Here is a 24,252-nt window from a genome sequence, read left to right as displayed (position 1 = left end):
TTAACTATGCCTTTTGATTTTATACCTGCGGCGCTAACACAGCGTCGTAGTGACGATTTATTTCGACAACGACAAGTGATTGAATCTGCCCAAGGGCCACTGATACAGGTGGAAGGCCGCCATTACATTAATTTTTCGAGTAACGATTATTTAGCCATGCGCCGCTCAACTGTGGTGGCTCAAGCATGGGTTGATGGAGATCAGTGAATTTGGTGGAGGCAGTGGTGCATCGCCTTTGGTGACAGGTTACACACATGTCCATCAAGCCCTTGAGGAGTATTTAGCTGAACAGCTTGGCCGCGAAAAAGTACTATTGTTTAATTCAGGCTTCGCCGCCAACCAAGGGATTTGCCAAGCTTTATTTGCCGCTAATCTGCATCAGGGAAAGATTCAAGATAGTAGCCAAGGGGTTATTTTAGCCGACAAATTAATCCATGCCTCTTTTATTGATGGTGCGCAAGCAAGTGACGCCAGACTCAGCCGGTTTCGGCATAACGACTTAACTCATCTGCAAATGTTGTTGAACAAAACGACGTCAACCGATGACATACTTGTGGCCACCGAAGGGGTGTTTAGTATGGATGGCGATCAAGCGCCACTATCCGAAATTGCCAGTATTACTAAGCAAAGCCAAGCTTGGTTGATGGTCGATGACGCCCATGGTTTTGGGGTGCTAGGCGACAAAGGATTAGGTGTGACCGAGCAATACAATTTGTCCCAGCAAGCGTTGCCAGTGCTGATGGCTACCTTTGGCAAAGGGATTGGTACCGCAGGGGCATTTATTGCTGGAAGTGCTGAATTGATAGATTATTTAGTAAATTTTGCTCGCCACTATATTTACAGCACAGCTATGCCTGCTGCTCAAGCTTATGCCACGTTAGCCTGTTTACAATCTAAAAAGCGCCTACAAAATAAAGACATCTTGCTGCAACGTATAGCGCAATTTAAACAACTGGCAAAAGAAGCGGGTATACAATTGCTAGCGTCTGATACAGCCATTCAACCGGTCTTGATCGGTAATGCTGAACAAGCATTAGAGGCGAGCGAAAAATTAAAGCAACTCGGTATTTGGGTATCGGCTATTCGCTATCCTACTGTGCCTAAAAATACCGACCGATTACGGATTACCATTACCGCAGGACATCAAGAACAAGATATACAAGCCTTAGTAGATGCTTTGCAACTTTGTCTATTTCCTGCTGGCAAAGGGGCGCAATAAGCGATGTCTTTAGCTAAGCAATATGGTACAGAAAAGGCGATTAAAACTATGCCAGAAAATATGGCTGAAACAGTGCCTAGTTGCTTAATTGATAACGCGCCAGCTCATAACGTTAAAGAAACTAAAGGGTTAAAGGAACAGACTATCACCGCTAATGGCAGCGACAAATCACGCATTGCTCGACAATTTAGTCGAGCTGCCAGTACCTATGATTCAGCAGCAATGGTGCAGTTAGATATCGCCACTGATGCGATGGCATTTTTGCCAGAGCGGGGTAACGCTTTACTTGATATTGGTTGCGGTACAGGGCGTAATAGCGCAGAACTTGGAAAAAGGTGTCGGCAATTACTGGGACTGGATTTAGCGTTTGGCATGTTGTCTTATGCTAAAGGTTCTTCGCGAAATGAACGGCAAAACGTAATGTGGTTGCAAGGTGATGCCGAGAGCTTACCTGTACAAGATAAGTCTGTAGACCGTGTTTATTCGTCTATGGTTTTACAGTGGTGCCGCCAGCAAAATCAGGTGATGGGAGAGGTTAATCGGGTTATGACGTCAGGCGGTGAAGCTGTGTTAGCGATCATGTGTGATGGCTCATTTAGCGAGCTAAATCACAGCTGGCAGCAACTAGACAATGGACAACACGTGAACGATTTTGCTACTGTTCGAAGTTGGCAAAATGCCGCACTAGCACAAGGTTTGCAGGTGCATGTTTGTACTAAGCAGTATGTGACTTGGCATGCCAATTTACGTCAGTTGCTAAGTTCAATTAAATCCATTGGCGCGAATGTTGTACTACCAACCGAACAGGCTCAATCTGAATTAACCAATCGACATACCTTTAACCGACAAACATTGCTACAGCTTGAGGCAGTTTATCGACAAAGTTTTGCGAAGGATAAACTACTGCCATTGACCTATCAGGTCTGCTATTTACATTGTAAGAAAACTAAGATTTAGAACGGGATAAACATGGGACATCTAACCAAAAGCAACCGCGCATTTTTTGTTACCGGCACCGATACCGAAGTAGGTAAAACCTGTATCAGTAAGGGGTTATTGTTGGCATTGGATAAAATGGGCTATTCGACAGTCGCCTATAAACCGATCGCAGCCGGTTGTGAAAATACTCCAGATGGTCTACGTAACGAAGATGCTCTTATTTTGCAGCGACATTCGAATATTGAGTTGCAATATGATGAAGTTAATCCTATTGCATTTGAAGCGGCCATTGCGCCGCATCTGGCTTTGAAAGCTTTGGCGGGGTCTGACGATGTACACTTTATTCCGGTAGATAAAATTCGCGAAGGCTTTGTTCATCTATTGCAAAAAGAACCAAATGTAATTTTAGTCGAAGGTGCAGGAGGGTGGCGATTACCATTAGGGGGCAGCTACTTGGGGCGACCTAGGTACTTGTCTGAATTTGTTTCTGAACTAAATCTATCGGTTATTTTAGTAGTAGGTATGCGCTTAGGTTGTTTAAATCACGCCGTGTTAACCGCCGAGGCTATTAGCAATGATGGCCTTAAAATAGCCGGATGGGTGGCGAACCAAGTTGATCCAGATATGGTATTAGTGGACGAAAATATTGAAAGTTTAAAAAGCTTACTTGATGCGCCATTTTTAGGTAATGTGCCACAGCTTAGTGGCGACGATCATGCAGGGAATTACTTAAACTTAGGGCGGTTAGGCTTAAGCGCTGAAATTTAACTGACAGGGTTCAAGGTTGCTCGGTTAACACTAGTCAGTTAAAGCCAAGCTGATCAAACGCCAGTCCATTCAAAGCTAATCAATATAAAACAATACCTTGAGGTGAGCTATGTCCACCTCAAGGTATTAACTGCTCTTGAGGCGTGTTTATTCGCTCGTCTGTATACAGGCATTATTCTGCTAGTTTACATATTCTTTTTCTAATTCTTGGGTCAACATTACTAAGCGTTTATTCAGATCAACAGCGGTTGTTTTTGCAGTGCCAGTGCGGGTTATAAAGTAAATTGTGAATAGTGTGAATGCTGATAGTGTTACGCCCAAGTTTGAGGGTGTTAAAACAAGCTTCATTTTTCTATCTATAAAAATAACATGCCAGCGAAAACTGGCATGTTACCGTCATATTGGGGAACGGCGGATAGTGACTTATGTCAGGCTTGCGTCAGTTCAGTTAGCGGTTTTATACACGTCGAAATCTACTTCTTGTAAATTAACATTGAGCAACACTTGCCCTGTACTTAACAACATGACGAGTAACCAATAAAGGCTGTTAAACAAAGGCTCCCATATGTCTAAAGAATAAGCGTCTACTGATTGATTAAAAATGAAAAATACACTGACCAATATACTGACAGAAATAAAGGAACTTAGTGCCGTTTTAGTAGCAATATGTCGGTCTTTTGCTGATTGATGAGGATCCAGCTTTTTACCGTGTATTAGTTTGTAACCTAAGACAAAAAACAGTGTGTTACATAACAAAAGAGAAATGAATAACGTGATGACTTTTGAGTTGAATACAAAATCATTAAAAACAAGTATTAATAATACACATAACACGCAAGCGAAAACTGCTAGAGCTAGTTGCAAGGGGCTAATAAAGCTAAATAAGCTTCGTGGATTTAAATCAGCAGTGCGTTTGTTACTTTGATTCAATGCACGCATTTGTTTGAATTGTTTAAAGCCTGAAACTTCTATAAGAAAAAATGGAATACCTTGGGCAATACCGTAGGCCAATGGGACAAAATTGAACTTTTCTAGGTTTGCTCGTTCTGTAAATATTAAGATCCCAAGGGCTACATAAATAACTAAGCCAATGAGTAAAACAACATGACTTACGAGTGAGAAAGTAAACTTTACTTTTAGTGCGTTCTCATATCCTTTGGGATACATTTTTTTATGGGTCGCGTACGGGCATTGCTCGAACACATAACTCATTCTTTGCTTAAGTTTGCTAGGGAAGTAATAAGAAATTAGTATTACCTGTAAAAAAATACGGTAAAAAAAGTAGTTCAATCCACATTTTGCTCTCCTCGAGTCAATGACTTAGTAATTAAGTCTTCTATAAATTAGTTAATATATTGTTGAAGCTAATACGCATTTCAGAGTCGGTCACGCCGGCTTCTTTCATGCGGGTTATAAGTTCTTCGAATTGGCTTGTCACCCATGCAGATAAATCAACTTGGCAGTTGGCTTTGGCATCTGGATGCACAAAAGTGCCTCTGTATCCTTTGCTCTGAATAACCGCATCTCGTTCTAATAATTTGTAAGCCTTAGAAATAGTTTTGCTGTTGACATCTAAGTCATTAGCCAATTGACGGATTGACGGCAGTGGATCACAAGGGCAATGTTATCCGCTGCTACTGCTTGTTTAATCTGTTCAATCAACTGCGCAAATATCGGTTTGGGATCATCAAGATCAATCGTAATATGCATATAATTTTCAATGCTCCAGTTGTTCCATGTGTAGTAATGGTACAACTAATTTTTGAGTTGTCAAATATTGATTGATAGAAAATGCTGGAAAGATAGTTATTATTTGTTGAGTAATTAAGCTATATGTATGAATTTGATGGCTTTCTATCATTTAAAATGAAGGTTAGGGCTGGCCATGCAGCCCTAAATGTAGGTCTATGGGCAGTGTGCAGTTGGTAACGATTTGAGATAAGTGCTTAAGTCTTGCTTAGGATTAATTTCTGATAAGTGGCTTGCCTCGAATATTACCCTACAGGTAAATCCCCTAATAAGGTTAACGAGTGGTTTTGTAATAATAGTGCGCTGCCTTCACGAATACCTATTACCGATAAGGTGGGGTTTAAGGCACAAAACTCTTGAATGCGTTCGGCGCGAGTTTCGCCATTGTGGTACAGGTGGTTGGTAATCGGTGTAGTGAGGGTTGATCTGAAACGGCACAAAGTTTAATGCGGCAAAACTTTTAGGTTGAATAATCGGCATGTCGTTAGTGGTGCGAATACTGTTACCACATATATTTGAGCCTGCACTCCAACCTATATACGGCACACCTTGCTTGACACTATCTTGCATGATAGTGAGTAAGTCTTGTTCGTATAATTGGTGTAATAAGTTAAAAGTATTGCCACCTCCAACCAGAATTGCTGGTGCTGATTGAATGGCTTTTTTGGCATCAGTTTGCTGGTGCAAGCCTATAATTTTAAGTTGGGGCAGGGCAGTTTGCACTTTAGCTGTGTAGTCATCCCAATTAATACTTACCCCTGCAAAGGGCACGAATAGCACATCCGTAATACCTGCCAAGTGCTGGTTAATCATGGGGATAGCGTGATCTAAGTAGGCCTCATCACCCACTCTAGAACTACTCAACATTAGGACCCGCATTGATTAACCTCACTATTCAACAACAATCATATTTTATGATATCAAGATTTTTAACACTTTTGGATGTAAGCAATTGCCAATATTGTTGGGAATTCTCACCTCAGCCAGATAGAATGCTGTGCTATGAAAAATTCATTGATTAATCGACAGGATAAAAATGGCTGATAGTAAAATTTCGGTATTATTTGTGTGTCTAGGCAATATTTGTCGTTCACCCAGTGCTGAAGCTGTATTTAAATTTAAAGTGTCTGAATTAGACTTAGATATAACAGTAGACTCTGCGGGCACAGCTGGATATCACAAAGGTGCCGCGCCAGATAAGCGGGCGCAAGAGGTAGGTACGGCACGAGGATACAGTTTTAAAGGCCTGAAATGCCGAAAGGTCGAAGAAAGCGATTTTGAAACATTCGATTATGTCATTGCTATGGATAAACAAAATCTAGAGGACTTAATCGCGATATGCCCAGCAGAGCATCAGCATAAAGTCACTTTATTTTTGAGCCATTGTGCCTCTGAAGAAGATGAAGTACCCGATCCATATTATGGTGGCAAGAAGGGTTTCGAATATGTAATGGATTTAATCGAACAAGCATCGACTGGTTTGTTGAACGAAATTCAAGCCCGTAAATAATAATATGGGGAATTCTAAAATTATATGGGGTAAAAGATTGAAATTTACTCCCATAACCTCTAAGTTTCTCAGCCTATAGTATCGGTTAATATAAAACCGACTACGTTAAAGTGTTTTTTTACCAATTTTACAAGGAAAAATCGTGAGCCAGTGGCAACCAGATAGTTGGCGTGCAAAGCCAATCGTACAACAACCTACCTACGACGATAAACAAGAATTAAGTCAAGTGGAAGATACCTTGAAAAGTTATCCGCCATTGGTTTTTGCAGCTGAGACCCGCGAATTGTTTAGACAATTAGGTGATGTCGCCGAAGGTAAAGGGTTTTTGCTACAGGGTGGTGATTGCGCCGAGTCTTTTGATGAGTTCAATGCGCCTAAAATTCGCGACACTTTTAAAGTTATTTTACAAATGGCTATTGTCTTAACCTTTGCAGGCCGATGTCCGGTAACAAAAGTGGCGCGCATGGCAGGGCAATATGCTAAGCCTCGTTCGGGCGATTTTGAAACCATTAATGGCATCGCATTGCCCAGTTATCGTGGGGATATTATCAATAGCTTTGAGTTTACTAAAGAAGCGCGTCGACCAGATCCAAATAGAATGGTTGAAGCGTATAACAAAAGTGCCTCTACGCTAAATTTATTACGTGCCTTTGCTCAGGGCGGTTTAGCGGATTTACATGAGGTCAACCGTTGGAATATGGCCTTTGTAGAGAACAACCCGTTAAAAGAAAGATATCAAGATTTAGCAAAACGTATTCAAGATTCGTTAGAACTAATGAGCGTTATGGGCATTAATGCTACTAACACTCCAACCCTTCGTGAAACCAGTTTATATACCTCTCATGAAGCGTTGTTGTTAAATTACGAGCAAGCCCTAACTCGTGTCGATACCCTAACGGGCAATTGGTACAACTGTTCTGCTCATATGTTGTGGATAGGTGAACGCACTCGTCAGCTTGATCATGCTCATTTGGAGTTCTTCCGTGGTATTCATAACCCGGTTGGAGTGAAAGTAGGTCCGAGCATGCAAGAAGATGAATTAATACAACTGATTGATGCACTTAACCCAGAAAATGAAGCGGGTCGTTTGACCCTTATTACCAGAATGGGAGCGGATAACTTGGAGCAAAATTTACCTAAGTTGTTACGCAGAGTGAAGCAAGAGGGTAGAAAAGTAGTATGGAGTTCTGATCCCATGCACGGTAATACCTTTACATCTGAAAGTGGTTACAAAACACGTAACTTTGATTCTATTTTACGTGAGATACAGCAGTTTTTTGCAGCCCATAAAGCCGAAGGGACGCATGCTGGTGGTATTCATTTAGAAATGACCGGACAACATGTAACTGAGTGTACCGGCGGTGCATATCAAATAGGTGATGCGGATTTGGCCGAAGCCTATAAAACACAGTGTGATCCTCGCTTAAATGCAGACCAAGTGTTAGAAATGGCGTTTATAGTGGCAGATAACCTGAGAGCGAACTAAAAAATCTATTAGGGTGGGGTGTAACAGTTTGCACTCCCACTTTCATAATGTTATAAATAATAATGATTTTTATTTGTAATTGACTTGTAGAGTAACTTTAGTGACACTTTGGGAAATTAAATCTAAACAAAGCGCCTTAGTTGATGGCCTTGACCCCACCTTACTACCAGCCGTTGTTCAACGCCTAAGTGAAATGGGTTTTGCAGCGGGGCAATCCATTCAATGTATACGACGTAGCCCTATGAAGGGACCGCTTGTTTTACAACTGGGTGATTGTGTTTACTCATTAGAGCAAAGCATTGCAGATCGTATCAATATTAGTGTGAATTAGTCAGTACCCTTTGTGTGACTCTATGTCGCACGTATTTGCGTTCATCTAGTTAAATCCTCATAAAATTATTATTTCTTGCTAGGCATTCAATGAAAAATATCATCTTAGTTGGCAAGCCCAACTCAGGTAAAAGTTTACTCTTCAACCAGTTAACGGGCATGCGCCAAAAAGTAGCAAATTTCACTGGCGTAACAGTTGAACTTAAAAGCGCTAAATTCGAGCGACATCAGTTGGTTGATTATCCTAGGACCTATTCCCTGAAAAGCCTGTCTCGTGATGAAGAACTAGCGATTGAAAAATTGCACCAAGCTATGCATAGCGACGACACTGGGTTAGTGGTGTGCAATTTAGATGCGACCCGTTTGGAAAGTAGCTTAGTGTTTGGCTTACAAGTCAGAAATTTAGCTAGAGAGCATAATAAGGGAGTAATCTTTGCCCTTAATATGATTGATGAGGTGGAGCGTTTTGGGCATAAAATTGATACCAGCCAATTAAGTCATGATTTAGGTTGCGAAGTATTGGCTTTGTCTGCTAAGACACTTATTGGCTTGCATGAATTTAAAATTGCAATTTTGGATGCGGTTGAGCATGCCCAAGATTTTGTTCCAAAAATTAACACAGAAGATGAGCAACCTGTTTTAGAGATAAGCCGAAGGCTATCACGCCAATACGGGATAAAAGCCGACGTGGTGTTAAAGAGGCAAAATCGTATTGATGATTTCTTATTGAATAGTTTATTTGGTGGGCTAATGTTTTTGGCCATCATGTTTTTACTGTTTCAGAGTATCTTTACTTGGGCCAGTCCGTTAATGGATGCAGTTGAACTTGCATTAGCGCAAGCGGCTGGAGTGGTTAGCGCTAATTTACCAGACGGTATGTTTAACGACTTTATTACCGATGCAATATTTGGTGGGGTTGGTTCGTTTTTAGTCTTTGTGCCGCAAATTATGGTACTGACTTTTGTCATAGGATTATTGGAAGACAGTGGCTATTTAGCTAGAGCGGCATTAATTTGTCACAAGCCTTTAAGCTATTTTGGGTTATCAGGTCGCAGTTTTATACCTTATCTGTCGGGCCACGCCTGTGCTATTCCAGCGATTATGGCGGCGCGCACAATTGAATCTCCGCGCAAAAAGATTGATCACTATGATGACGATACCTTTGATGTCATGTTCGGCCCGATTACCTGTTTACGCTTTACTTATTGCTGTGCTTATTCCTGACACTCAATATTTAGGAGGATTAATCAATTTACAAGGGATCACCTTTTTCACCCTGTACTTCATAGGGATATTGACCGCTTTATTAGTCAGTACGTTACTCAGTAAACTAACCAACACCGACAAGGATAAAGCTGAAATGCCATTTATCTTAGAATTGCCTACTTATCGTTTGCCGCATTGGAAACCGCTAGTGCATAGAATTCTTACTAGTGCCAAGCAATTTATTCGACGAGCCGGACCGGTTATTTTTATGGTCTCGGTGGTTATCTGGGTTTTGGGGTATTTTCCACAAAACGGTGAACTACAGTCATCTTACTTGGCGATGTTAGGCCAATGGATAGAGCCGATTTTTGAACCTTTAGGGTTGGATTGGCGCTATGGTGTAGCAATATTGGTGTCGTTCTTAGCCCGCGAGGTGTTTGTTGGCGCATTGGGCACCTTGTTTGGTATTGAAGGAGCCGATGAAAATATCGCTGGCTTAGCCGCCAATATTCAGCAGGATGGATTGACCTTAGGCGCTGGTATTGGCTTAATGTTGTTTTATGTAGTTGCATTACAATGTGTTGCGACTGTGGCTACTTTAAAAGGTGAAACAGGTAGCCGAAAAATTGCTTGGGGCTTATTCATTGGTTATGGCATGCTGGCCTATTGTTTAGCCTTTTTAGCCGCGTCTTTTATTTAGTGTAGCTAAGATAGTTTTTGACACGTAGAGCATAGACTTTTAAAACTCGCTCACAGGCATGTCCCAGCGGATTTTGCATTAGGTTAACGATGTTTGAAAGGGAACAACCCTTGTTGTACACCGTTGCCTTATTCAAAAAACGCTGGTTCGTTCTGACACCATAGTTATTTAATTACATGAAAAGACCCTATTCATTAGGGATTGGTGAAAGGTAACGCCGCCGAGTTATTGTAGAAGATTGTCTTCTATCTTGTGAAATACTTGGCAAGCGTTTACCAGAGAATTGGCCGTCAGTTCTGGGACACCATACACTTCTGTCTTACAACCAAATTTCTCTGCCACCTTTTTTAATAATAAATCAAAGTCACCATCACCGGAAAGTAAAACAATAGTGTCGGCTTGTTCTGCTGCTTCTAACACATCTATCGCGATACCTACATCCCAATCACCTTTGGCAGAGCCGTCACTGCGCTGAATATAGGGTTTAAGCTTAACTTCAAAGCCTATGTGTTTTAGCGCGCTTTGAAATTTTTGTTGTTGCTGGTCGCCTTTATCAATGGCATAGGCTTTGGCTGAAATAATATCCCCTTGATTGTGTAAATGTTGCCAAAATCGACGGTAGTTAAACTGTCTACCGTAAGCTTGTCGGGTGGTGTAGTAGATGTTTTGCACATCTACAAAGATAGCAATTTTTTGCAAAGTAAGTTACTCACTAGTATCAGTAAACTCGATAATATCATTTAGTTAACCAGTAAGTGACAGTTGAATTTATAAGACTTAAGTATTTTGTTGACCAATTGGTCTAAGTGCTTGCTAAACTGTTTGAGATACATTATAGTGCCTGCTGATTTGTAGAACCTCTCTCAAAACAAATCGTCAATGTTATGTCTTTCCTTGATCCAGTCAGCCAACATTCAAACAAAGTAATTAATGGTAAATACGATTGATTACAAAATAACAAGCTGAATTATTGTACGGCGAAAAAAGTGAGTATTAAACATTGTGACAGTCGATCCAGAATAGTGAATCGAATTGTCCTGTGTCTCTCCAGTAAAAAATATTGGGAATTATCGTCAACACTGTAGTGAAGCTTATTGAAAATTTTGTGCAAGCTATTTTGCTTGTCAGTTTAAAAGTGAGTTTTATTATGTCTTATACATACAACGGAACACAGATCCGTGTGAAGCACCCAGTGCATCAAATTTCTGTAAACAAACATAAAGTGGCATTTGCCGATAAATCAGGCCAACAGTTGAGCACCTTCTCGAATAATTCAGAAGCCAAACAATTTGTATCTTGGTTGTTGCAAAGTCACTAAAGGACTATCTAGAAGCGGTTGAGGTTTAATGAGCCTCTATTGTCTGTAGTATAAAAGCTTGGGGCAATTAATCTGCATAAGTGTGCGATGTAAAGCGTCACTCATATGCATAACTATTAGCATCAAGTTCATTCGCCTACACCCTAGGCATAAAAAAGCCACTAATTATAGTGGCTTTTTTGCTATTAGAAACAGTATACCTTGCTAAGGCATAGCAGCTTATTTAGCGCATTCGACAACCGTTTGGTGTTGTTCACCTAGGCCTTCGATGCTTAGGCTCATTTTGTCACCCGGCTTTAAATATAGTGGTGGGGTTTGGCCCAAACCAACACCGGGAGGCGTACCTGTTGAAATAATGTCACCGGGTTGTAAACTCATAAATTGGCTTAGGTAGCTCACGATAAATGCAGGCTTAAATACCATAGTGTTAGTATTGCCGTTTTGGAATCGTTTACCGTTCACCTCTAACCACATTGATAAATTGTTTGGATCGTTTACTTCATCACTTGTGACTAACCAAGGACCGATTGGACCAAAGGTATCACAACCTTTGCCTTTATCCCATTGCGAGCCTTTTTCAAGCTGAAATGTACGCTCGGATACATCATTACACACACAGTAACCAGCAATGTGATCTTCTGCTTGTTGTTCTGTGATGTACGAACTGTGTTTACCAATTACGATTGCTAGTTCTACTTCCCAGTCAAGTTTGTCACTGTTCTTTGGCTGTACAACATGATCATTGGGTCCACAGATAGCACTCGTTGCCTTGGTGAATATTTCCGGCTCAGCTGGGATCGGCATGCCTGATTCAGCCGCATGGTCAGCATAGTTAAGACCTACGCATAAGAACTTACCTACCTTGCCAACACATGCGCCGTAACGCACATCGCTGCTAACAACGGGTAACGAACTAAGGTCGGTAGCGCGAATTTTTCCTAATTGAGATGACAAGGTGTCGCCATTGATGTCTGGCACTATGCTAGATAAGCATCGAATATCGCCATTTTCATCCATTATCCCATGGTTTTCTTGGCCAATCGGCCCATATCGTAAGAGTTTCATTGTTGGTCCCTATTGTTTAAAGTTGAGTCGTGAGCAATTAATATGATTTACATTCACTGCTCGAAGTTAGGTTGTGTATTGGCAATGTTATCAGTTATTTATAGTGACAAAACCGCCGTCTATGGGGTAGTTACTGCCGGTGATAAAAGAAGCTTCATCGGAGCACAGGTAGTCTACTAAGGCTGCTATTTCTTCAGGTTGAGCCATACGCCCAATTGGTTGGCTTTTCGATAGTTTCTCAAACATTTCGTCTCTATTGTGTGGATAATTATTATCTAAAAAATTATCCACAAATGGGGTGTGAACTCGACCAGGAGAAATGCAGTTGCAGCGTATACCATGATCGATATAGTCTCGGGCTACCGAATAAGTCATAGTGAGCACCGCGCCCTTACTCATTGAATAGGCGAATCTATCGGTAATTCCAACAGAAGAAGCAATGGATGCCATATTGATAATCACGCCGCTTTTCTGTGTCTTCATGGCTTCAATAGACGCCGAAATACAATTGTAAACCCCTTTAACATTGACATTGTATAAGCGGTCTAGGTCGGCTTCTTTAGTATTTTCTATATTGCCGATGTGCGCTATCCCAGCATTGTTGACCAATATGTCAATGTTGTGCTGAGCAATGATTGTACCGAATACTTGCTTAACACTTTGGTGATTGGAAATATCTAATTGATACACGTCTGCTACACCATGCTGAGCGTAGATCTTTTTGCTTGTTTCTTTGGCAGCGTCTAAATCTAAGTCTACGACTATGACTTTAATTCCTTTAAGCGCAAGGCGTAAGCATATACTTTGGCCAATCCCGCTACCGCCGCCAGTTACTAGTGCGACCTTTTGTTGTTTACTTGTCATGTTTGTTCCAAATATAAAATTAAATTAATCCCTGATTTTCTAGGCGTACATAACTCGCTATATATTAAGTTGAATTTAACTCGGTAGCGGAGCACTTTGGTCTAATAAACCTTTGTCTTGCAGTGCTTGCCAAAACTCACTTGGGATGTCCGCACAAAATAGATCTAGCGTGCTTTTAACCCGTTTTTCGCTGCCTAAGCCGGGAATGACCGAAGACACTGCGGGGTGTCCAAGTGGAAATTGTAGTGCAGCAGCCGCCAATGTAACCTGATACTCATCACAGACACTTTCTATTTCTGCGACTTGTTTTATGATACTTTTGGGGGCCGGTTCGTAGTTGAATAAAGGTACGTTATTACCTTTCACGCCTGTGGCTAAAATCCCTGAATTGTAAGGGCCTCCCAAAATGATCGACGCGTTATTCGCAATGCACTTGGGCAATAAGTTGTGTAGTGGATCTTGTTCAAGTAAGGAGTAACGACCGGCCAACAAAAAACAATCGAATTTTCCAATGTCCATGGCATGTTCACAAACAATCGATTCGTTTACGCCCAATCCTACGGCTTGAATTAAGCCAGCTGCCCTTAGTTCATCTAAGGCGCTATAGCCACTGGAAGCAAGCTGCTTAAAGTAAAATGGATTTTTCTCGCCATGCGTATCGCGCCCTATGTCGTGTACCAGTAGTATGTCTATTTTAGCCAACCCCAAACGTTGTAAACTGTCCTCGAAAGAGCGCATTATGCCGTCATAGGTGTAATCGTAATGTGCGTCAAAAGGCATGGGAGTAGCGAAGCCGTATCTTAGTTCTGAAGTTTTAGCTTGGCGATCTGCGGTTAAAATGCGGCCTACTTTAGTAGACAAAACATAGTCTTCTGGGGCTATATTTCGCAATGCATCGCCAACACGACGTTCACTTAGTCCTAATCCGTAGCGAGGAGCGGTATCAAATAAATTAATACCAGATTTTATCGCTGTGGCTAAGGTCGCTTGTGCTTCACCATCGTCTACGGCCTGATAAAGGTTACCCATGGAGGCTGCTCCAAACCCTAAGCTTGTTACTTGTAATCGTGTATTACCAATTTGTCGTTTTTCAAATTTTTGATTCATGATTTTCTATATCTGTAGATTATCGAAGGCACGCTGGGCCAATATTGTCAAATGTTTTATAGGTGAGCAAAAACTCTTTGTGACCGAGTGCTTCCGATTTGGATTGGCCGCCATTCGCTATGTTTAGTATTTGTTGGTAGATTTCTTCGCCAACTTGTTCAACCGTTGCTTTACCTTCAATAATCGCCCCAGCATTAACGTCCATATCTTCAGTTAATTTGCTATAAGTTTCTGGGTTTGCACAGATTTTGATCACAGGAGAAATTGCAGATCCCACCACAGAGCCCCGACCCGTTGTAAACAAAATTCCATGGGCGCCGGAGGCAATCATTTCGACGATCTCTTGATTATCGGCGATATTTGGAAAGCCAAATTTGGGATCACCATCGGGTACAACATCCATTAAAAACAGGCCTTTTTTGTGAGGAATCTCACCTGTGTTTGATGATGCCATTAATGTGCGATGCACCGGATTTTGCGTAGGCGCCCATAGATTTTTCTTCTTGGGTCGTTAAGCCACCTTCAGCATTGCCTAGGGCAAAGCTACCGTAACCCATTTTGGTATAGTATTTTTCGGCTTTTTCAACACAAGTTATTAATTGCTCGGCGATTTCTTTGGTTTCTGCACGATTCGCCATAATATGTTCGCAGCCAATTAATTCGCCTGTTTCTTCAAATATACACGTGGCATTGGCTGCAATGAGTTTGTCAAAACACACTCCTACTGCTGGATTAGCACTAATGCCACTGGTTCCATCGGAGCCACCACAAATAGTACCGATGACTAGATCTGCTACCGACATCTCCACTTTTGGCGTTGACTGAATTTCTGCAAGAATAGCATTGGTCTTTTCTATGCCTAACTGAATAGTTGTTTTAGTACCACCGCATTGTTGGATGACTAAGGTTTCTACCGGGCGGCCACTACTCGCTATAGATGAAGCAAGTTGTTCTCTGTTAAAGCCTTCGCAACCTAGCGATACAATTACTACACCACCCACATTGGGGTGAGTGCAAAGTTGTTCCATCATGTGTAATGAATATTCGTTGGGGTAACAGCCAGGAAAGCCTATTAGCTGCACATCTTGGTTGTCAATCTTAGACACAATACTACGTGCCACATGGTGGGCACACTCTACTAAATAAGCAACAACGACAGTATTTCGAATACCTTTGTTTCCATCTTTTCTTAAATATCCCTGCATATTATTCTCCCGCCTTAGCGTGCCTATATGTGACTAGGAATGTAGTCACTCTTCATATTGTGCATATGGACATGCTCACCAGCTTGTATATCTGCTGTTGCTGAGCCGATTGGTACGCCATATCGTATGATTTTCTGAAGCTTAGCAATAGCTACTCTAGCCATTTTGTGACCTACATCAATGGCGGTATTCACCCGGTACTCTTGATTGTCTATGACCACTAATTCACCTGATTTGACTGGTTGGCAGCAAATTAGAACGTTGTCAGCTTTGTTTACTAGCACAAATTTTGAAGACTTTACTGTTGTCATGATCTTTTTGTTTCATATTTTAAATTTTATTTAATATGTAAAATGTATTTTGTCTGCTGGATGAAGTCAATATTATTCTTTTGGATCCTGGCAATTCTTGTTATTTAATTAACAATTTATTAGCAATAGGTTTAACTTAAATATGTTGGTTTGTGTATAGAATGGTAGAGAAGTTTAGTGGCACAATTCGATGCATTTGGTTGGGCGATGTTACTACATGGCAAGAACCGGTAGCGTTTGCACAAGGGACACGGTTTATCCAGAACTTTGGTTAAGTGGCCACTCAGCGCGGGTTTACATGCGTTTAATCAAGGCGCTTGCATGCGTGTTTTGAACGAATAACGGGTTATTAAATAACAAACCAGTGCGCTTTCGAGTTCGAACGTCATAGAGTCAGCGTAGTTAAATCTCGCCTAGCAGGAATACCCAGCAGCCTTTGCTATGTATTTTCAATATTTGAGAGGGAACAACCATTGCTGCACACCGACGCCTTGTTTAAAAAATGCTAGATACATACAAAGAGAGCACTTTTCAATATGAATTGGTATCACTGGGTTAGGGCGGGGGATAATGTGCAATACATGGCCGAGCTTTTACTAGGCTTGACCATTGAATATTTGTCGATTGAAGGCTTTATTTTTAAAATCCGCTGTAAGTTTGTGCCATGGTTGAAAGTTCTGCTGCTGCTTGTTTGACAAATTCCTCGGTTTTAGACAGCGTCAGAGAAATCCCTTTTTCTTCAATAAATGGTACGGTAAGACAAGCAATAACTTCTTTCGTATTGCCTAAAAATATAGGGAAAGACAAATCCGTTAACCCCGTTACAATCGGGCTTTTAGAGCGAGCATGGCCCTTACTTAATATTCTGCTAAACAGCGCTTCACATTTTTCTCGGTCAAACTCTTCATCGGTTTGGGCAAAGTTCTGTAAAGAGGCTTCTCTCACATTCTCTGGCATATAAGATAATAGCACTCGCCCAGAACCGGTTTTGTACAATTCTAGGTGATGCCCCACTCTGACAGATAGACCAACAATAGCCGGGCTTTGAACTCGCGCTATCACCACCATACGTTGTTGGTTCGCAACGGCAATATGGCAAGACTGCATAATTTTCGCTGATAACCTATGCATGATTGGAAACGCTGCTTCAACTAAGGTGCCGACAGGCGGGACTTTCATTCCTAGGTCAAACAACTTATTGGTAATATGGAATACATCCCCACCTTCATGTCGAGCTATATATCCTCGAGTTTCTAGGGCTGCAACCATGCGATATATTTCGCTTTTTGAGCGTTCTAAAGTAGTGGAAATTTGTGTCAGAGACATAGGTGCTCGAACTTCAGCTAATAATTCTAGAATTTCAAAACCCTTTTCTAACGCGGGCGCTGAATAGCTTCGCTTTTTATTTTGCTCTTCCACTTTTGACCTTGTATTTGAGGCGTAGATAATATTTGTCAGTATACTTTGCTAATTTTCAGTATTCTATAAAGCAAACAAAAATTTATATATAAAACTAAAATAGACGTGAGAATCGATTACAAATGAAATCTTTGCTGAGCATGCCGCAAAGATACTGGGTTGTGTAAACTGGATGATTGCGTCTGCTAAAGGATGATCTATCTGTCAGTTAGCAATACCTAAACCGAGAAAGCTGAGGCGCTCAGTATTAACTTATTATTGTCCGAAAGGCCTATTTTTCTAGTCCATGCACACAGCGGAGGAGAGTCATTTCAGCCGTCTTCAAATGCCTTTCAAGGCTCATGATTGCACCTGCATTGTTATGGGTTATCAAATTGTTTAATAAATCAATATGTTCATTTATTGCCACGGTAAACCGTTCAAGCTCACCGGTTTTATCCCACTGATAATGGTAATGACAGACAAATGACACAATATCAAAAAACTGCTGGGTAAAACGGTTATGGGCGCTTTTCAAAATAATAAGATGCAAATCACGATCTAAATCTGGAAACTCCATGTAGCGGTTTTGCATGTCTAGACTGACTGCTTGATGTTTGGCTAATAACGCTAGTAATTCTTGCCACACTAAATCATCCTTGGGTTTTTTAAATAATTCAGTAATCGCATGCATTTCAACCATTTGTCTGAATGATATAAGTTCTCTGGCAAAGGCTTCATCAAATTTAACCATTTTCCAGCGACCGCGAGGGATTTTTTCAATTAGCCCATTGTTAGAGAATTTAATTAAGAATTCACGTACGGTTATGGTGGTGCAGCCAGAATTTTTCGCCAAACTAAGTTCAGAAAACCTATCGCCTGGCAATAACTGCCCTGTATTAATCAGGTTTAAGAAGTATTTCTCAATTTGTATATCTTTAGATGAGTTCTTGTCTTTAATGTCAAAAAAGTCAGAGTCAGTTGCTTGGCGAATAACAATTTTATTTGGACCTTCTCGCTTAACAATCCCTTGTGCAACTAAATACTCAACACATGAACGAACGGTTGTACGACTGATGCTCAATAATTTCGTTAGCTCAATATCGTTAGCCATGCGTCGTTCTTCGTCTGGAAGAGCGTTAATTAGCGTTAGCATGCGATTTACGGAGTGTTTAAATAGATAGGTTTTGCTGCTCAAATCTTTTTCCTTAATAACGATTCACCAGTTAACTGTGCAATGTAAAGTGATTCACCTAAAAAAGTACAGCATTAAATACAAAACATGCTTTTTATCGGCTTTGAGCCCATATTTTCGTAGCAAATTCCATAGCTGAAGCTCATAGGTAAAGTTGCTGGTCAGTCTAAGTTGGACAATGGCTCGGTTGAGGATGCAGTATATAAATCGCTGAAATTATAGGTGTTGGTTACTCTCGCTTGTCTCACCTTTACACCCTTATACAGGTAGTTAAGCACGAGAATATAACTTTGCTAACTGACTTAGGGGCTGTCCACGCGTACTTGCCCAATGCAGATTTAATCGCTGCCTGCTTAACCGACAATAACGAATGTTAGTTTGCTGTTTGCTTCACAATTTGTATGCTTACTTTTTGGTCCTTCAGTTGGATCACTTTTCCTTTCTTAGGGTGGGGGGATACATCTAATAGCAATAAATTAAAACCAAATGCTGTAGCGATTTCTGGGTGGCGTTTACGGATCAATTTTACTTCTTGTTGGTCGCCATTTTTGTTGGAAACATCAAGTGTCACGATCAATTGGCCTGCCCAGATACAAGACACACCAGTAGCACATCGTGAGTCTTCAATATTAACTAAACGGAGTACCAAATCTTGATACTTCACTGCTTGGTTAATTGTCATTTCAAGTTCGGCACTCATTTCAGTTCGAGGGAGGTGAGGGAGCATTACTTCACTTTTCGCCACACTTTTCGCAATACTAGCTTTGTTGCCTGTAACAGGGACGGATACCTTGTCGTCGGCACAAGCAGACAAAAAGAGGAAACCAATTAGACTTAATTTAAACATTATTTTTCTCTTTAAAAAAGAAGCTCGGCTAATGCCGAGCTTACTCTATTTATAGCAATCTCATATTACCTTGAGCGTAACGTTGGCGCAGTTGAGGCACACCTTGGTAATGTACATAGTTGTGTACACTGACGCATGTCAGAGGAGCTGATAATGCCATCACCATCGTTGTCACGAGGATCCCCTTCAGGTGCTGGTTGGTGTCGAGCTGCAGCTATCAACATGATATCAGAGCGATCAACAGAACCATCTTGATTAATATCACATCTCAGAGCTTGTGGGGCTGCGTCACACGATAAGGCTACATCATCGATTTGTGCATACCAATCCCAATCGTTTGAGTTGTGGTCGACGTAATGCCAACGTAATTTCACATCAGCATTACCCGCAAAGTGCGACAAGTCAACGGATACGGATTCTCCGATGTCATTCAGCAAACCGCCTACTGGATGATCTTCATTCCAACTTAGGATATTCGTCCAGTTACTGCCACCGTCGATACTAATATCTAAATTTAAGAAATCTAAGTTAGCGTAGTTTTGATAGTCCACAAGATAGTTTAACGTCACACCATTCCAATCCGCCAAGCTAAATGAATTAGAATGTAACTCAGTGTTGAAGTCGCCCGGTTTGGCATCACTGGATACAGAGGCTGCATTGCCCTCTCCGCCAGTAAAATTGCCGCCTATTGCAGAACCAGCAATATCTGACCACACAATGCCGGTTCCTGCGTTATCAACTACATTCCAACTAGACGCTGGACCAAAGTCAAAGCCAACAGATGGTGCGTTACAGGCTAATTCAGTTTGAACTGGCGTACATACGCTAGGCTCTGATGGTTTGGCAATATTGTCTTCAATAGTCACATCGTCAACAAAGAAGTTGCTGTGACTACCGTTAGTGCCTCCTACTGTGCCACCTATTGCAAGCGTATGTGTTTGTCCATCATTATATGGGGCGGTAGGGAATGCTTGCTCAACATAATTACTATCGGTCGCATCGCAGGTTATTGTGCCAATTGGGTTTCCGTCAATTGTTACTTCGATAAAATCGCTTGGAGCATCACACAAGCCCCGAAGAGTTTTGACCGTTAGTTCAGTGGCCGAAGCGGGGATAGTAACATCTTGCGATACGCTACTGGTAACACCGTCAGCCAGTCCACCAATCCATACTGCCCAACTCCCAGAACCGGTAGGTATACTAGGGCAACTATTGCCTGGTCCACACAATGGAAAATCACTAATACCGGCAAAGGTTGAATTTGCTAGCCAATCTTCGTTTGGTACGCCACCTTCAAAGCTCCAATCTCCGACAATATTAGTACTGTCACTGGAAGTACTAGGGAGCGTACAAGCGAACCCACTTTCTACCTGACAGCTAGCAGAACAACCGTCTCCGTCATTTGAATTCCCGTCGTCACACATTTCGCCTATGTGAAGTACGCCATCACCACATACTGGTGGTAATTCGGCAGCACAAGAATAGACTTCTAAGTTATCTACATACCAACCCGTTACCCCGTTACAACCGTCTGTACCAAAGTCAAAACGTATTTGAACTTGATCGCTAGGACTAGCGTAGCCATATAGTTCAATCTGAGATTGTCCCCAACTTCCTTGCAGACCGCCAAAATCGGTACCAGTAAATGCTGGTTGCTCTGATAATGGATTATCTCCCTTACCAATTACACTGTTGTATGGATTAAATGAATAGGCTGAAGCCGGAATCAACTCAAATGGTCCTCCATTAACGCTTAGTTTCAGGTTACCACCATCCCAGCCCGCTTCTGTTGCTACCCAATGGTCGAAAGCGACATGAGGGATAACATCTGCAGGAAGCTGGATGATTGGGCTGTCTAAATTAACGACGCCCGCTTCTGTATCTAGCTCACAATTACCAACAACAAGATCGGGTGCAAATGCTGCGAAACTGCCATTAGCACCTGAGGGTAAATCCCCCATGACTAACCAACCAGGGCTATCAAAGGTGGCGGGATCAGCGACATCATGTGAACTTACTGTCCAACCTGTTGGTAAGGTATTCGATTCGAAGTCTTCAGAAAAAATGGTATTGGTTGCACCTAAATTCTCACAAAGTGGCGGAGCATCTTTAGCTAATAATGGTGTAAAGCCACATTGCACTGGTTCTGTGCGTAATTCGACCGCAGCGACAATTGCTTCAACTTGCAGACAATCACTTGCCGTGATGATTTCTCCTGACGGTAGCGCTTCGTCTAGTTTAGTTAGGTCTATTCCTATGAGTGCGCTACAGGCTGTTTCAAGGGTGTCTGCGTGGTCCGAGAAGTTACTTGAAGACGTTAGCATATTTTGCGCAGTCCAGTGAATATGAGCTGCTTTGACTAATCCTAGGCCGGTATCAGAATAGCCATTGAAATCGCCACCATCTACCATTAGGGCGAAGGCATGGTTAGGGACGCCGGAGTTAGAATGTACACCACCTTGATCGGCATCGCTACAGAAGTACTCTGAGTCAGTGACTTCTACCTGGGTCACCATAACAAGTGGGATCCCACATATCACGGATGGCGCCATTAAAACCAGTTGAATCTTCACCCATTAACCACCTAACACTGTCATCGTTGCTGGGATTACCTGAACCATAAATGGAGCAACTACCATTTGTTCTAAGAGTTACGGGGGCGCTAATTTCATCGCGGTTGTTAATTAGGTCGACAGTTTCTCCCCAAATATCCGAATAAGCTTCATTCAGTGCGCCAGACTGCCATTGATAAATTAGGTTATTGGTATACTGAGTGTAAGCATGACTCCATTCATGGGCAGTTATATCATCACTGGTTAATCCAGGACAGAAGGATATGTACGTACCACTCCAAGAAGCATTGGGACACTGATCTCCGCGATTAAATATCGCATCCATGGTTGCGCCTGAATCATCAAACGAATCCCGACCAAAGGCATTGGCAAAGAAATCATAGGTTTCAGCTGAAGCGTAAATCATATTATTCGCTTCAATATCTGCGGTAGGAAGAGCGTCGCCTTCAATCCAAAATGGATTATTTGGATAGTTTGGCCCGGGGTGAGCTGCACCTTGTGCATCAAATGCTCTTCTATCTAAAGCATCATGTATACCGGTTATTTGGTCGACAACCTTACCGCTTATAGCGTCAACATAGACAAACTCACGTACACTGCCAGCATTATTGATAACTTCTATTTCGTATACTAAATGATCACTGCTGGGCACACCTTTTAATAAGCCCGCTCGAAATATCATGAGTTCGCTTGAGGCGGCGCGCAAGGCAAAAGGTGTACCTATTTTTGCTCTCTATTGCCGGCATTTTTTATGTTTTCAGTTGTTAGTTGTTGCGTGGGATCTTGGTCAACCAACTCGAAAGCCACTTTTTTAGCTTGCGCTAAGGTTAATTTGGCTTTAGTAGGTGCTTTAATATCGGTGAGAAAATTACCATTAACCGCAATCATTTCGCCACTCGCATTAAAGTGGGTTCTTAGGTCACCGGCAAATACAGGTAACCCCTTATAATATTGTTCAAAAATACTATGCTCAGAGCCCAATTTGTCACGCTTTGTTTCCACAAACTTTAGCTCAGCGTCAAGGTCTACAATGCCAAATGCACTACCATAGTTTTGTAAGAACGTCATTGAACTGTAGGCCGCGTTGTGAACTGTTCGTCTTGCACTAGATTTTACGGGGCCAAGTTGAGACGTGGGTTTCAATCGTATAAAACGAGCATGTCCCGTATTTTTATTGACACTAATCTGGGCGTTGCCAGCGGTATCAGCTAATAGTTTTCCGGCGCCTTTAGGTTTTTCGGCGAGGGCGGTGGATGTGTTTAAAGCCAAACACATAGTTGCTACAAGTTTTCCAACATGATGCATGCTAAATTCCTTATTTTTAAGTTGTAATACTTAAGTTATCTGAACAGCAAATAGCAGATTTTTTAATGAATGTTTTACTTAAATTGAACCTAAAGTGGGTATCCGAAATTGTTTAACTGTTAATTGGGTTTGCAAGTGTGCATAGATTGCGTGGTTTTCTAGGGAATGTAGCTAATAATCCGATGACTATTAACAATATAGAAGAAGGGGCCGGCACGGTAACAGAGGCATTGTTTACCTCTATTATGTTAACGACATCGCCATTAACATCTACTAAGTCTGCAAATGCATAAGTGAAATCAGTGGTTCTATTGCCAACTCCAGGGTTAACATTAAATAATAATTTGGCGAGTGAAAAACTAGCAGGTTGAAAATCCCAAAGCTCATTGTTGCTTAGTAAGCTAAGTTCTGAGACATTAATAGTACTACAGGTAAATACTCTTCCCAACTAAAGTCTAGTGCTTCTGCTGCATCTAGGTTACCCAACTCATTAAATAAACTGTATCCAGCGAATGAGAATACAGTGCTATCGAAGGTTATATCTATATCAAATGATGACAAAGACAGTGGTACGTAATCCCCTAATTCATCTATCATTAATGTGACGGATACTACGTTACCTGGTAGGTCGTATTCTTGTGCTGTTTCGAGGGATAAAATAACATTGGCATTTGCAATATTGGCAAACATTAAACTAACAACGAGTACAAATGGGGTCAGTACTTTCATGAATTATTCCTTTTTTATTTACGTTTGTATGTGGGTATTAATTTAACAACTTGTTTTTCTCTTTAGGTTCAATGCAAATACACTATGAATGGAATGGTAAATAAATGCATCTAAAAAATTACGTTTAGCCAGTGTTTTTTTTTGTGCATATTTCTTACCAAAACATGTAATTTTAATATAAACAATTGCTTATAATTACTTGAAAACACTAAGTGGAATTTCGTGTAAATTATGTTGACATATTTAGTGTGTAGAGTGTCTCTAATTTGCGAGCATTTATCGTTTATCTTAATGATCGTTATACAGTTTTATTGGCAATTTGAAGTAAGTGATTTTTCGAGGTGAGCCAAAATCATTGACGGCGTATAGGTATGGTAGCACTTGCTTTTTCAATCCTTGGCTGTATCTCTTGTGGGTCTGTACGGTTA

General features: G+C 41.3%; 26 protein-coding genes and 2 pseudogenes. 9 read left to right on the top strand and 19 right to left on the bottom strand.

The window, feature by feature from the left end; genetic code table 11:
• Nucleotides 1-6 precede the first annotated feature (6 nt).
• The 3 genes and pseudogenes from RS130_RS17385 to bioD all read left to right on the top strand — a co-directional run bounded on the left by RS130_RS17385 (nt 7) and on the right by bioD (nt 2,926).
• Nucleotides 7-1,219 (top strand): annotated as a pseudogene (locus RS130_RS17385) (aminotransferase class I/II-fold pyridoxal phosphate-dependent enzyme).
• 3 nt (nt 1,220-1,222) lie between these two features.
• The gene (locus tag RS130_RS17380) at nt 1,223-2,176 is read left to right on the top strand and encodes a methyltransferase domain-containing protein (protein ID WP_316026982.1); all 954 of its coding nucleotides are present in this window, start codon (nt 1,223-1,225) and stop codon (nt 2,174-2,176) included.
• Between the two features lie 12 nt (nt 2,177-2,188).
• Nucleotides 2,189-2,926, top strand: coding sequence for a dethiobiotin synthase (gene bioD, locus RS130_RS17375; RefSeq protein ID WP_316026981.1), 738 nt, complete (start codon nt 2,189-2,191; stop codon nt 2,924-2,926).
• A 444-nt stretch (nt 2,927-3,370) separates the two neighbouring features.
• Here bioD and RS130_RS17370 read toward each other — a convergent pair whose 3' ends face one another.
• The 5 genes from RS130_RS17370 to pepE all read right to left on the bottom strand — a co-directional run bounded on the left by RS130_RS17370 (nt 3,371) and on the right by pepE (nt 5,554).
• Nucleotides 3,371-4,138 carry a hypothetical protein gene (locus tag RS130_RS17370; protein ID WP_316026980.1) on the bottom strand — a complete coding sequence of 256 codons (768 nt, stop codon included), beginning with the start codon at nt 4,136-4,138 and terminating at the stop codon, nt 3,371-3,373.
• Between the two features lie 124 nt (nt 4,139-4,262).
• Entirely contained in the window at nt 4,263-4,514 is a 252-nt protein-coding gene (locus tag RS130_RS17365) for a GntR family transcriptional regulator (RefSeq protein WP_316026979.1), read from the bottom strand.
• Entirely contained in the window at nt 4,499-4,636 is a 138-nt protein-coding gene (locus tag RS130_RS17360; protein WP_316026978.1) for a GntR family transcriptional regulator, read from the bottom strand. Before RS130_RS17360 ends, RS130_RS17365 begins: the two co-directional genes overlap by 16 nt.
• A gap of 284 nt (nt 4,637-4,920) precedes the next feature.
• The gene (locus tag RS130_RS17355; RefSeq protein ID WP_316028090.1) at nt 4,921-5,037 is read right to left on the bottom strand and encodes a hypothetical protein; all 117 of its coding nucleotides are present in this window, start codon (nt 5,035-5,037) and stop codon (nt 4,921-4,923) included.
• A complete protein-coding gene (pepE, locus tag RS130_RS17350; RefSeq protein WP_316026977.1) occupies nt 4,985-5,554 on the bottom strand; it encodes a dipeptidase PepE in 570 nt (189 codons plus the stop codon). The genes RS130_RS17355 and pepE overlap by 53 nt, the downstream gene beginning before the upstream one ends.
• Before the next feature lie 157 nt (nt 5,555-5,711).
• Between pepE and RS130_RS17345 the strand changes: the two genes are divergently transcribed.
• The 4 genes and pseudogenes from RS130_RS17345 to feoB all read left to right on the top strand — a co-directional run bounded on the left by RS130_RS17345 (nt 5,712) and on the right by feoB (nt 9,907).
• Entirely contained in the window at nt 5,712-6,185 is a 474-nt protein-coding gene (locus RS130_RS17345; RefSeq protein ID WP_316026976.1) for a low molecular weight protein-tyrosine-phosphatase, read from the top strand.
• A gap of 142 nt (nt 6,186-6,327) precedes the next feature.
• On the top strand, nt 6,328-7,671 hold the full coding sequence (locus tag RS130_RS17340) for a class II 3-deoxy-7-phosphoheptulonate synthase (protein WP_316026975.1): 1,344 nt from the start codon (nt 6,328-6,330) through the stop codon (nt 7,669-7,671).
• A 100-nt stretch (nt 7,672-7,771) separates the two neighbouring features.
• Nucleotides 7,772-8,002 carry a FeoA family protein gene (locus RS130_RS17335; RefSeq protein ID WP_316026974.1) on the top strand — a complete coding sequence of 77 codons (231 nt, stop codon included), beginning with the start codon at nt 7,772-7,774 and terminating at the stop codon, nt 8,000-8,002.
• A gap of 89 nt (nt 8,003-8,091) precedes the next feature.
• A pseudogene (gene feoB, locus RS130_RS17330) lies at nt 8,092-9,907 on the top strand (ferrous iron transporter B).
• A 225-nt stretch (nt 9,908-10,132) separates the two neighbouring features.
• Here feoB and RS130_RS17325 read toward each other — a convergent pair.
• Nucleotides 10,133-10,606 carry a LabA-like NYN domain-containing protein gene (locus tag RS130_RS17325; RefSeq protein ID WP_316026973.1) on the bottom strand — a complete coding sequence of 158 codons (474 nt, stop codon included), beginning with the start codon at nt 10,604-10,606 and terminating at the stop codon, nt 10,133-10,135.
• A 361-nt stretch (nt 10,607-10,967) separates the two neighbouring features.
• On the opposite strand from RS130_RS17325, the gene RS130_RS17320 reads away from it, so the two are divergent.
• The gene (locus RS130_RS17320) at nt 10,968-11,225 is read left to right on the top strand and encodes a hypothetical protein (protein WP_316028144.1); all 258 of its coding nucleotides are present in this window, start codon (nt 10,968-10,970) and stop codon (nt 11,223-11,225) included.
• Nucleotides 11,226-11,444: 219 nt separating this feature from the next.
• On the opposite strand, the gene RS130_RS17315 is transcribed toward RS130_RS17320, so the two are convergent.
• From RS130_RS17315 to RS130_RS17260, 12 genes are all read right to left on the bottom strand, one after another.
• The gene (locus tag RS130_RS17315; RefSeq protein WP_316026972.1) at nt 11,445-12,290 is read right to left on the bottom strand and encodes a fumarylacetoacetate hydrolase family protein; all 846 of its coding nucleotides are present in this window, start codon (nt 12,288-12,290) and stop codon (nt 11,445-11,447) included.
• A gap of 90 nt (nt 12,291-12,380) precedes the next feature.
• A complete protein-coding gene (locus tag RS130_RS17310) occupies nt 12,381-13,154 on the bottom strand; it encodes an SDR family NAD(P)-dependent oxidoreductase (RefSeq protein ID WP_316026971.1) in 774 nt (257 codons plus the stop codon).
• A gap of 75 nt (nt 13,155-13,229) precedes the next feature.
• Nucleotides 13,230-14,261 (bottom strand): aldo/keto reductase, encoded by a 1,032-nt coding sequence (locus RS130_RS17305; RefSeq protein WP_316026970.1) that lies wholly within the window; start codon nt 14,259-14,261, stop codon nt 13,230-13,232.
• A 19-nt stretch (nt 14,262-14,280) separates the two neighbouring features.
• Nucleotides 14,281-14,715: a UxaA family hydrolase gene (locus tag RS130_RS17300; RefSeq protein WP_316026969.1), complete on the bottom strand. Its 435-nt coding sequence runs from the start codon at nt 14,713-14,715 to the stop codon at nt 14,281-14,283.
• Nucleotides 14,693-15,466: a UxaA family hydrolase gene (locus tag RS130_RS17295; RefSeq protein ID WP_316026968.1), complete on the bottom strand. Its 774-nt coding sequence runs from the start codon at nt 15,464-15,466 to the stop codon at nt 14,693-14,695. The genes RS130_RS17300 and RS130_RS17295 overlap by 23 nt, the downstream gene beginning before the upstream one ends.
• 23 nt (nt 15,467-15,489) lie before the next feature.
• A complete protein-coding gene (locus tag RS130_RS17290; protein ID WP_316026967.1) occupies nt 15,490-15,777 on the bottom strand; it encodes a UxaA family hydrolase in 288 nt (95 codons plus the stop codon).
• A gap of 639 nt (nt 15,778-16,416) precedes the next feature.
• A complete protein-coding gene (locus RS130_RS17285) occupies nt 16,417-17,196 on the bottom strand; it encodes an IclR family transcriptional regulator (protein ID WP_316026966.1) in 780 nt (259 codons plus the stop codon).
• Between the two features lie 271 nt (nt 17,197-17,467).
• Nucleotides 17,468-18,373 carry a GntR family transcriptional regulator gene (locus tag RS130_RS17280; RefSeq protein WP_316026965.1) on the bottom strand — a complete coding sequence of 302 codons (906 nt, stop codon included), beginning with the start codon at nt 18,371-18,373 and terminating at the stop codon, nt 17,468-17,470.
• A gap of 370 nt (nt 18,374-18,743) precedes the next feature.
• Entirely contained in the window at nt 18,744-19,217 is a 474-nt protein-coding gene (locus RS130_RS17275) for a hypothetical protein (RefSeq protein ID WP_316026964.1), read from the bottom strand.
• 65 nt (nt 19,218-19,282) lie between these two features.
• Nucleotides 19,283-21,733: a M4 family metallopeptidase gene (locus RS130_RS17270; RefSeq protein ID WP_316026963.1), complete on the bottom strand. Its 2,451-nt coding sequence runs from the start codon at nt 21,731-21,733 to the stop codon at nt 19,283-19,285.
• Nucleotides 21,708-22,472, bottom strand: coding sequence for a M4 family metallopeptidase (locus RS130_RS17265; RefSeq protein WP_316026962.1), 765 nt, complete (start codon nt 22,470-22,472; stop codon nt 21,708-21,710). The genes RS130_RS17270 and RS130_RS17265 overlap by 26 nt, the downstream gene beginning before the upstream one ends.
• A gap of 38 nt (nt 22,473-22,510) precedes the next feature.
• Nucleotides 22,511-23,095: a hypothetical protein gene (locus RS130_RS17260; protein ID WP_316026961.1), complete on the bottom strand. Its 585-nt coding sequence runs from the start codon at nt 23,093-23,095 to the stop codon at nt 22,511-22,513.
• Nucleotides 23,096-23,232: 137 nt separating this feature from the next.
• Here RS130_RS17260 and RS130_RS17255 point away from each other — a divergent pair, with 137 nt between their 5' ends.
• Nucleotides 23,233-23,388: a hypothetical protein gene (locus RS130_RS17255; RefSeq protein WP_316026960.1), complete on the top strand. Its 156-nt coding sequence runs from the start codon at nt 23,233-23,235 to the stop codon at nt 23,386-23,388.
• 100 nt (nt 23,389-23,488) lie between these two features.
• Here RS130_RS17255 and RS130_RS17250 read toward each other — a convergent pair whose 3' ends face one another.
• Nucleotides 23,489-23,824, bottom strand: a complete 336-nt coding sequence (locus RS130_RS17250; protein ID WP_316026959.1) for a hypothetical protein — start codon at nt 23,822-23,824, stop codon at nt 23,489-23,491.
• Nucleotides 23,825-24,252 lie beyond the last annotated feature (428 nt).

The organism is Paraglaciecola aquimarina (genome assembly GCF_032464635.1).
GTDB lineage: Bacteria > Pseudomonadota > Gammaproteobacteria > Enterobacterales > Alteromonadaceae > Paraglaciecola > Paraglaciecola aquimarina.
This window is presented reverse-complemented; position numbering and strand designations above follow the sequence as displayed.

What these genes read in the sequence shown, in the direction of transcription:
- RS130_RS17250 (WP_316026959.1), bottom strand. Translation starts at nt 23,824, where the DNA reads ATGAAAGTACTGACCCCATTTGTACTCGTTGTTAGTTTAATGTTTGCC.
- RS130_RS17295 (WP_316026968.1), bottom strand. Translation starts at nt 15,466, where the DNA reads ATGCAGGGATATTTAAGAAAAGATGGAAACAAAGGTATTCGAAATACT.
- RS130_RS17345 (WP_316026976.1), top strand. Translation starts at nt 5,712, where the DNA reads ATGGCTGATAGTAAAATTTCGGTATTATTTGTGTGTCTAGGCAATATT.
- RS130_RS17290 (WP_316026967.1), bottom strand. Translation starts at nt 15,777, where the DNA reads ATGACAACAGTAAAGTCTTCAAAATTTGTGCTAGTAAACAAAGCTGAC.
- RS130_RS17300 (WP_316026969.1), bottom strand. Translation starts at nt 14,715, where the DNA reads ATGGCATCATCAAACACAGGTGAGATTCCTCACAAAAAAGGCCTGTTT.
- RS130_RS17380 (WP_316026982.1), top strand. Translation starts at nt 1,223, where the DNA reads ATGTCTTTAGCTAAGCAATATGGTACAGAAAAGGCGATTAAAACTATG.
- RS130_RS17310 (WP_316026971.1), bottom strand. Translation starts at nt 13,154, where the DNA reads ATGACAAGTAAACAACAAAAGGTCGCACTAGTAACTGGCGGCGGTAGC.
- RS130_RS17265 (WP_316026962.1), bottom strand. Translation starts at nt 22,472, where the DNA reads ATGATATTTCGAGCGGGCTTATTAAAAGGTGTGCCCAGCAGTGATCAT.
- pepE (WP_316026977.1), bottom strand. Translation starts at nt 5,554, where the DNA reads ATGCGGGTCCTAATGTTGAGTAGTTCTAGAGTGGGTGATGAGGCCTAC.
- RS130_RS17260 (WP_316026961.1), bottom strand. Translation starts at nt 23,095, where the DNA reads ATGCATCATGTTGGAAAACTTGTAGCAACTATGTGTTTGGCTTTAAAC.
- RS130_RS17315 (WP_316026972.1), bottom strand. Translation starts at nt 12,290, where the DNA reads ATGAAACTCTTACGATATGGGCCGATTGGCCAAGAAAACCATGGGATA.
- RS130_RS17275 (WP_316026964.1), bottom strand. Translation starts at nt 19,217, where the DNA reads ATGTTTAAATTAAGTCTAATTGGTTTCCTCTTTTTGTCTGCTTGTGCC.
- RS130_RS17305 (WP_316026970.1), bottom strand. Translation starts at nt 14,261, where the DNA reads ATGAATCAAAAATTTGAAAAACGACAAATTGGTAATACACGATTACAA.
- RS130_RS17270 (WP_316026963.1), bottom strand. Translation starts at nt 21,733, where the DNA reads ATGGTGACCCAGGTAGAAGTCACTGACTCAGAGTACTTCTGTAGCGAT.
- bioD (WP_316026981.1), top strand. Translation starts at nt 2,189, where the DNA reads ATGGGACATCTAACCAAAAGCAACCGCGCATTTTTTGTTACCGGCACC.
- RS130_RS17370 (WP_316026980.1), bottom strand. Translation starts at nt 4,138, where the DNA reads ATGAGTTATGTGTTCGAGCAATGCCCGTACGCGACCCATAAAAAAATG.
- RS130_RS17360 (WP_316026978.1), bottom strand. Translation starts at nt 4,636, where the DNA reads ATGCATATTACGATTGATCTTGATGATCCCAAACCGATATTTGCGCAG.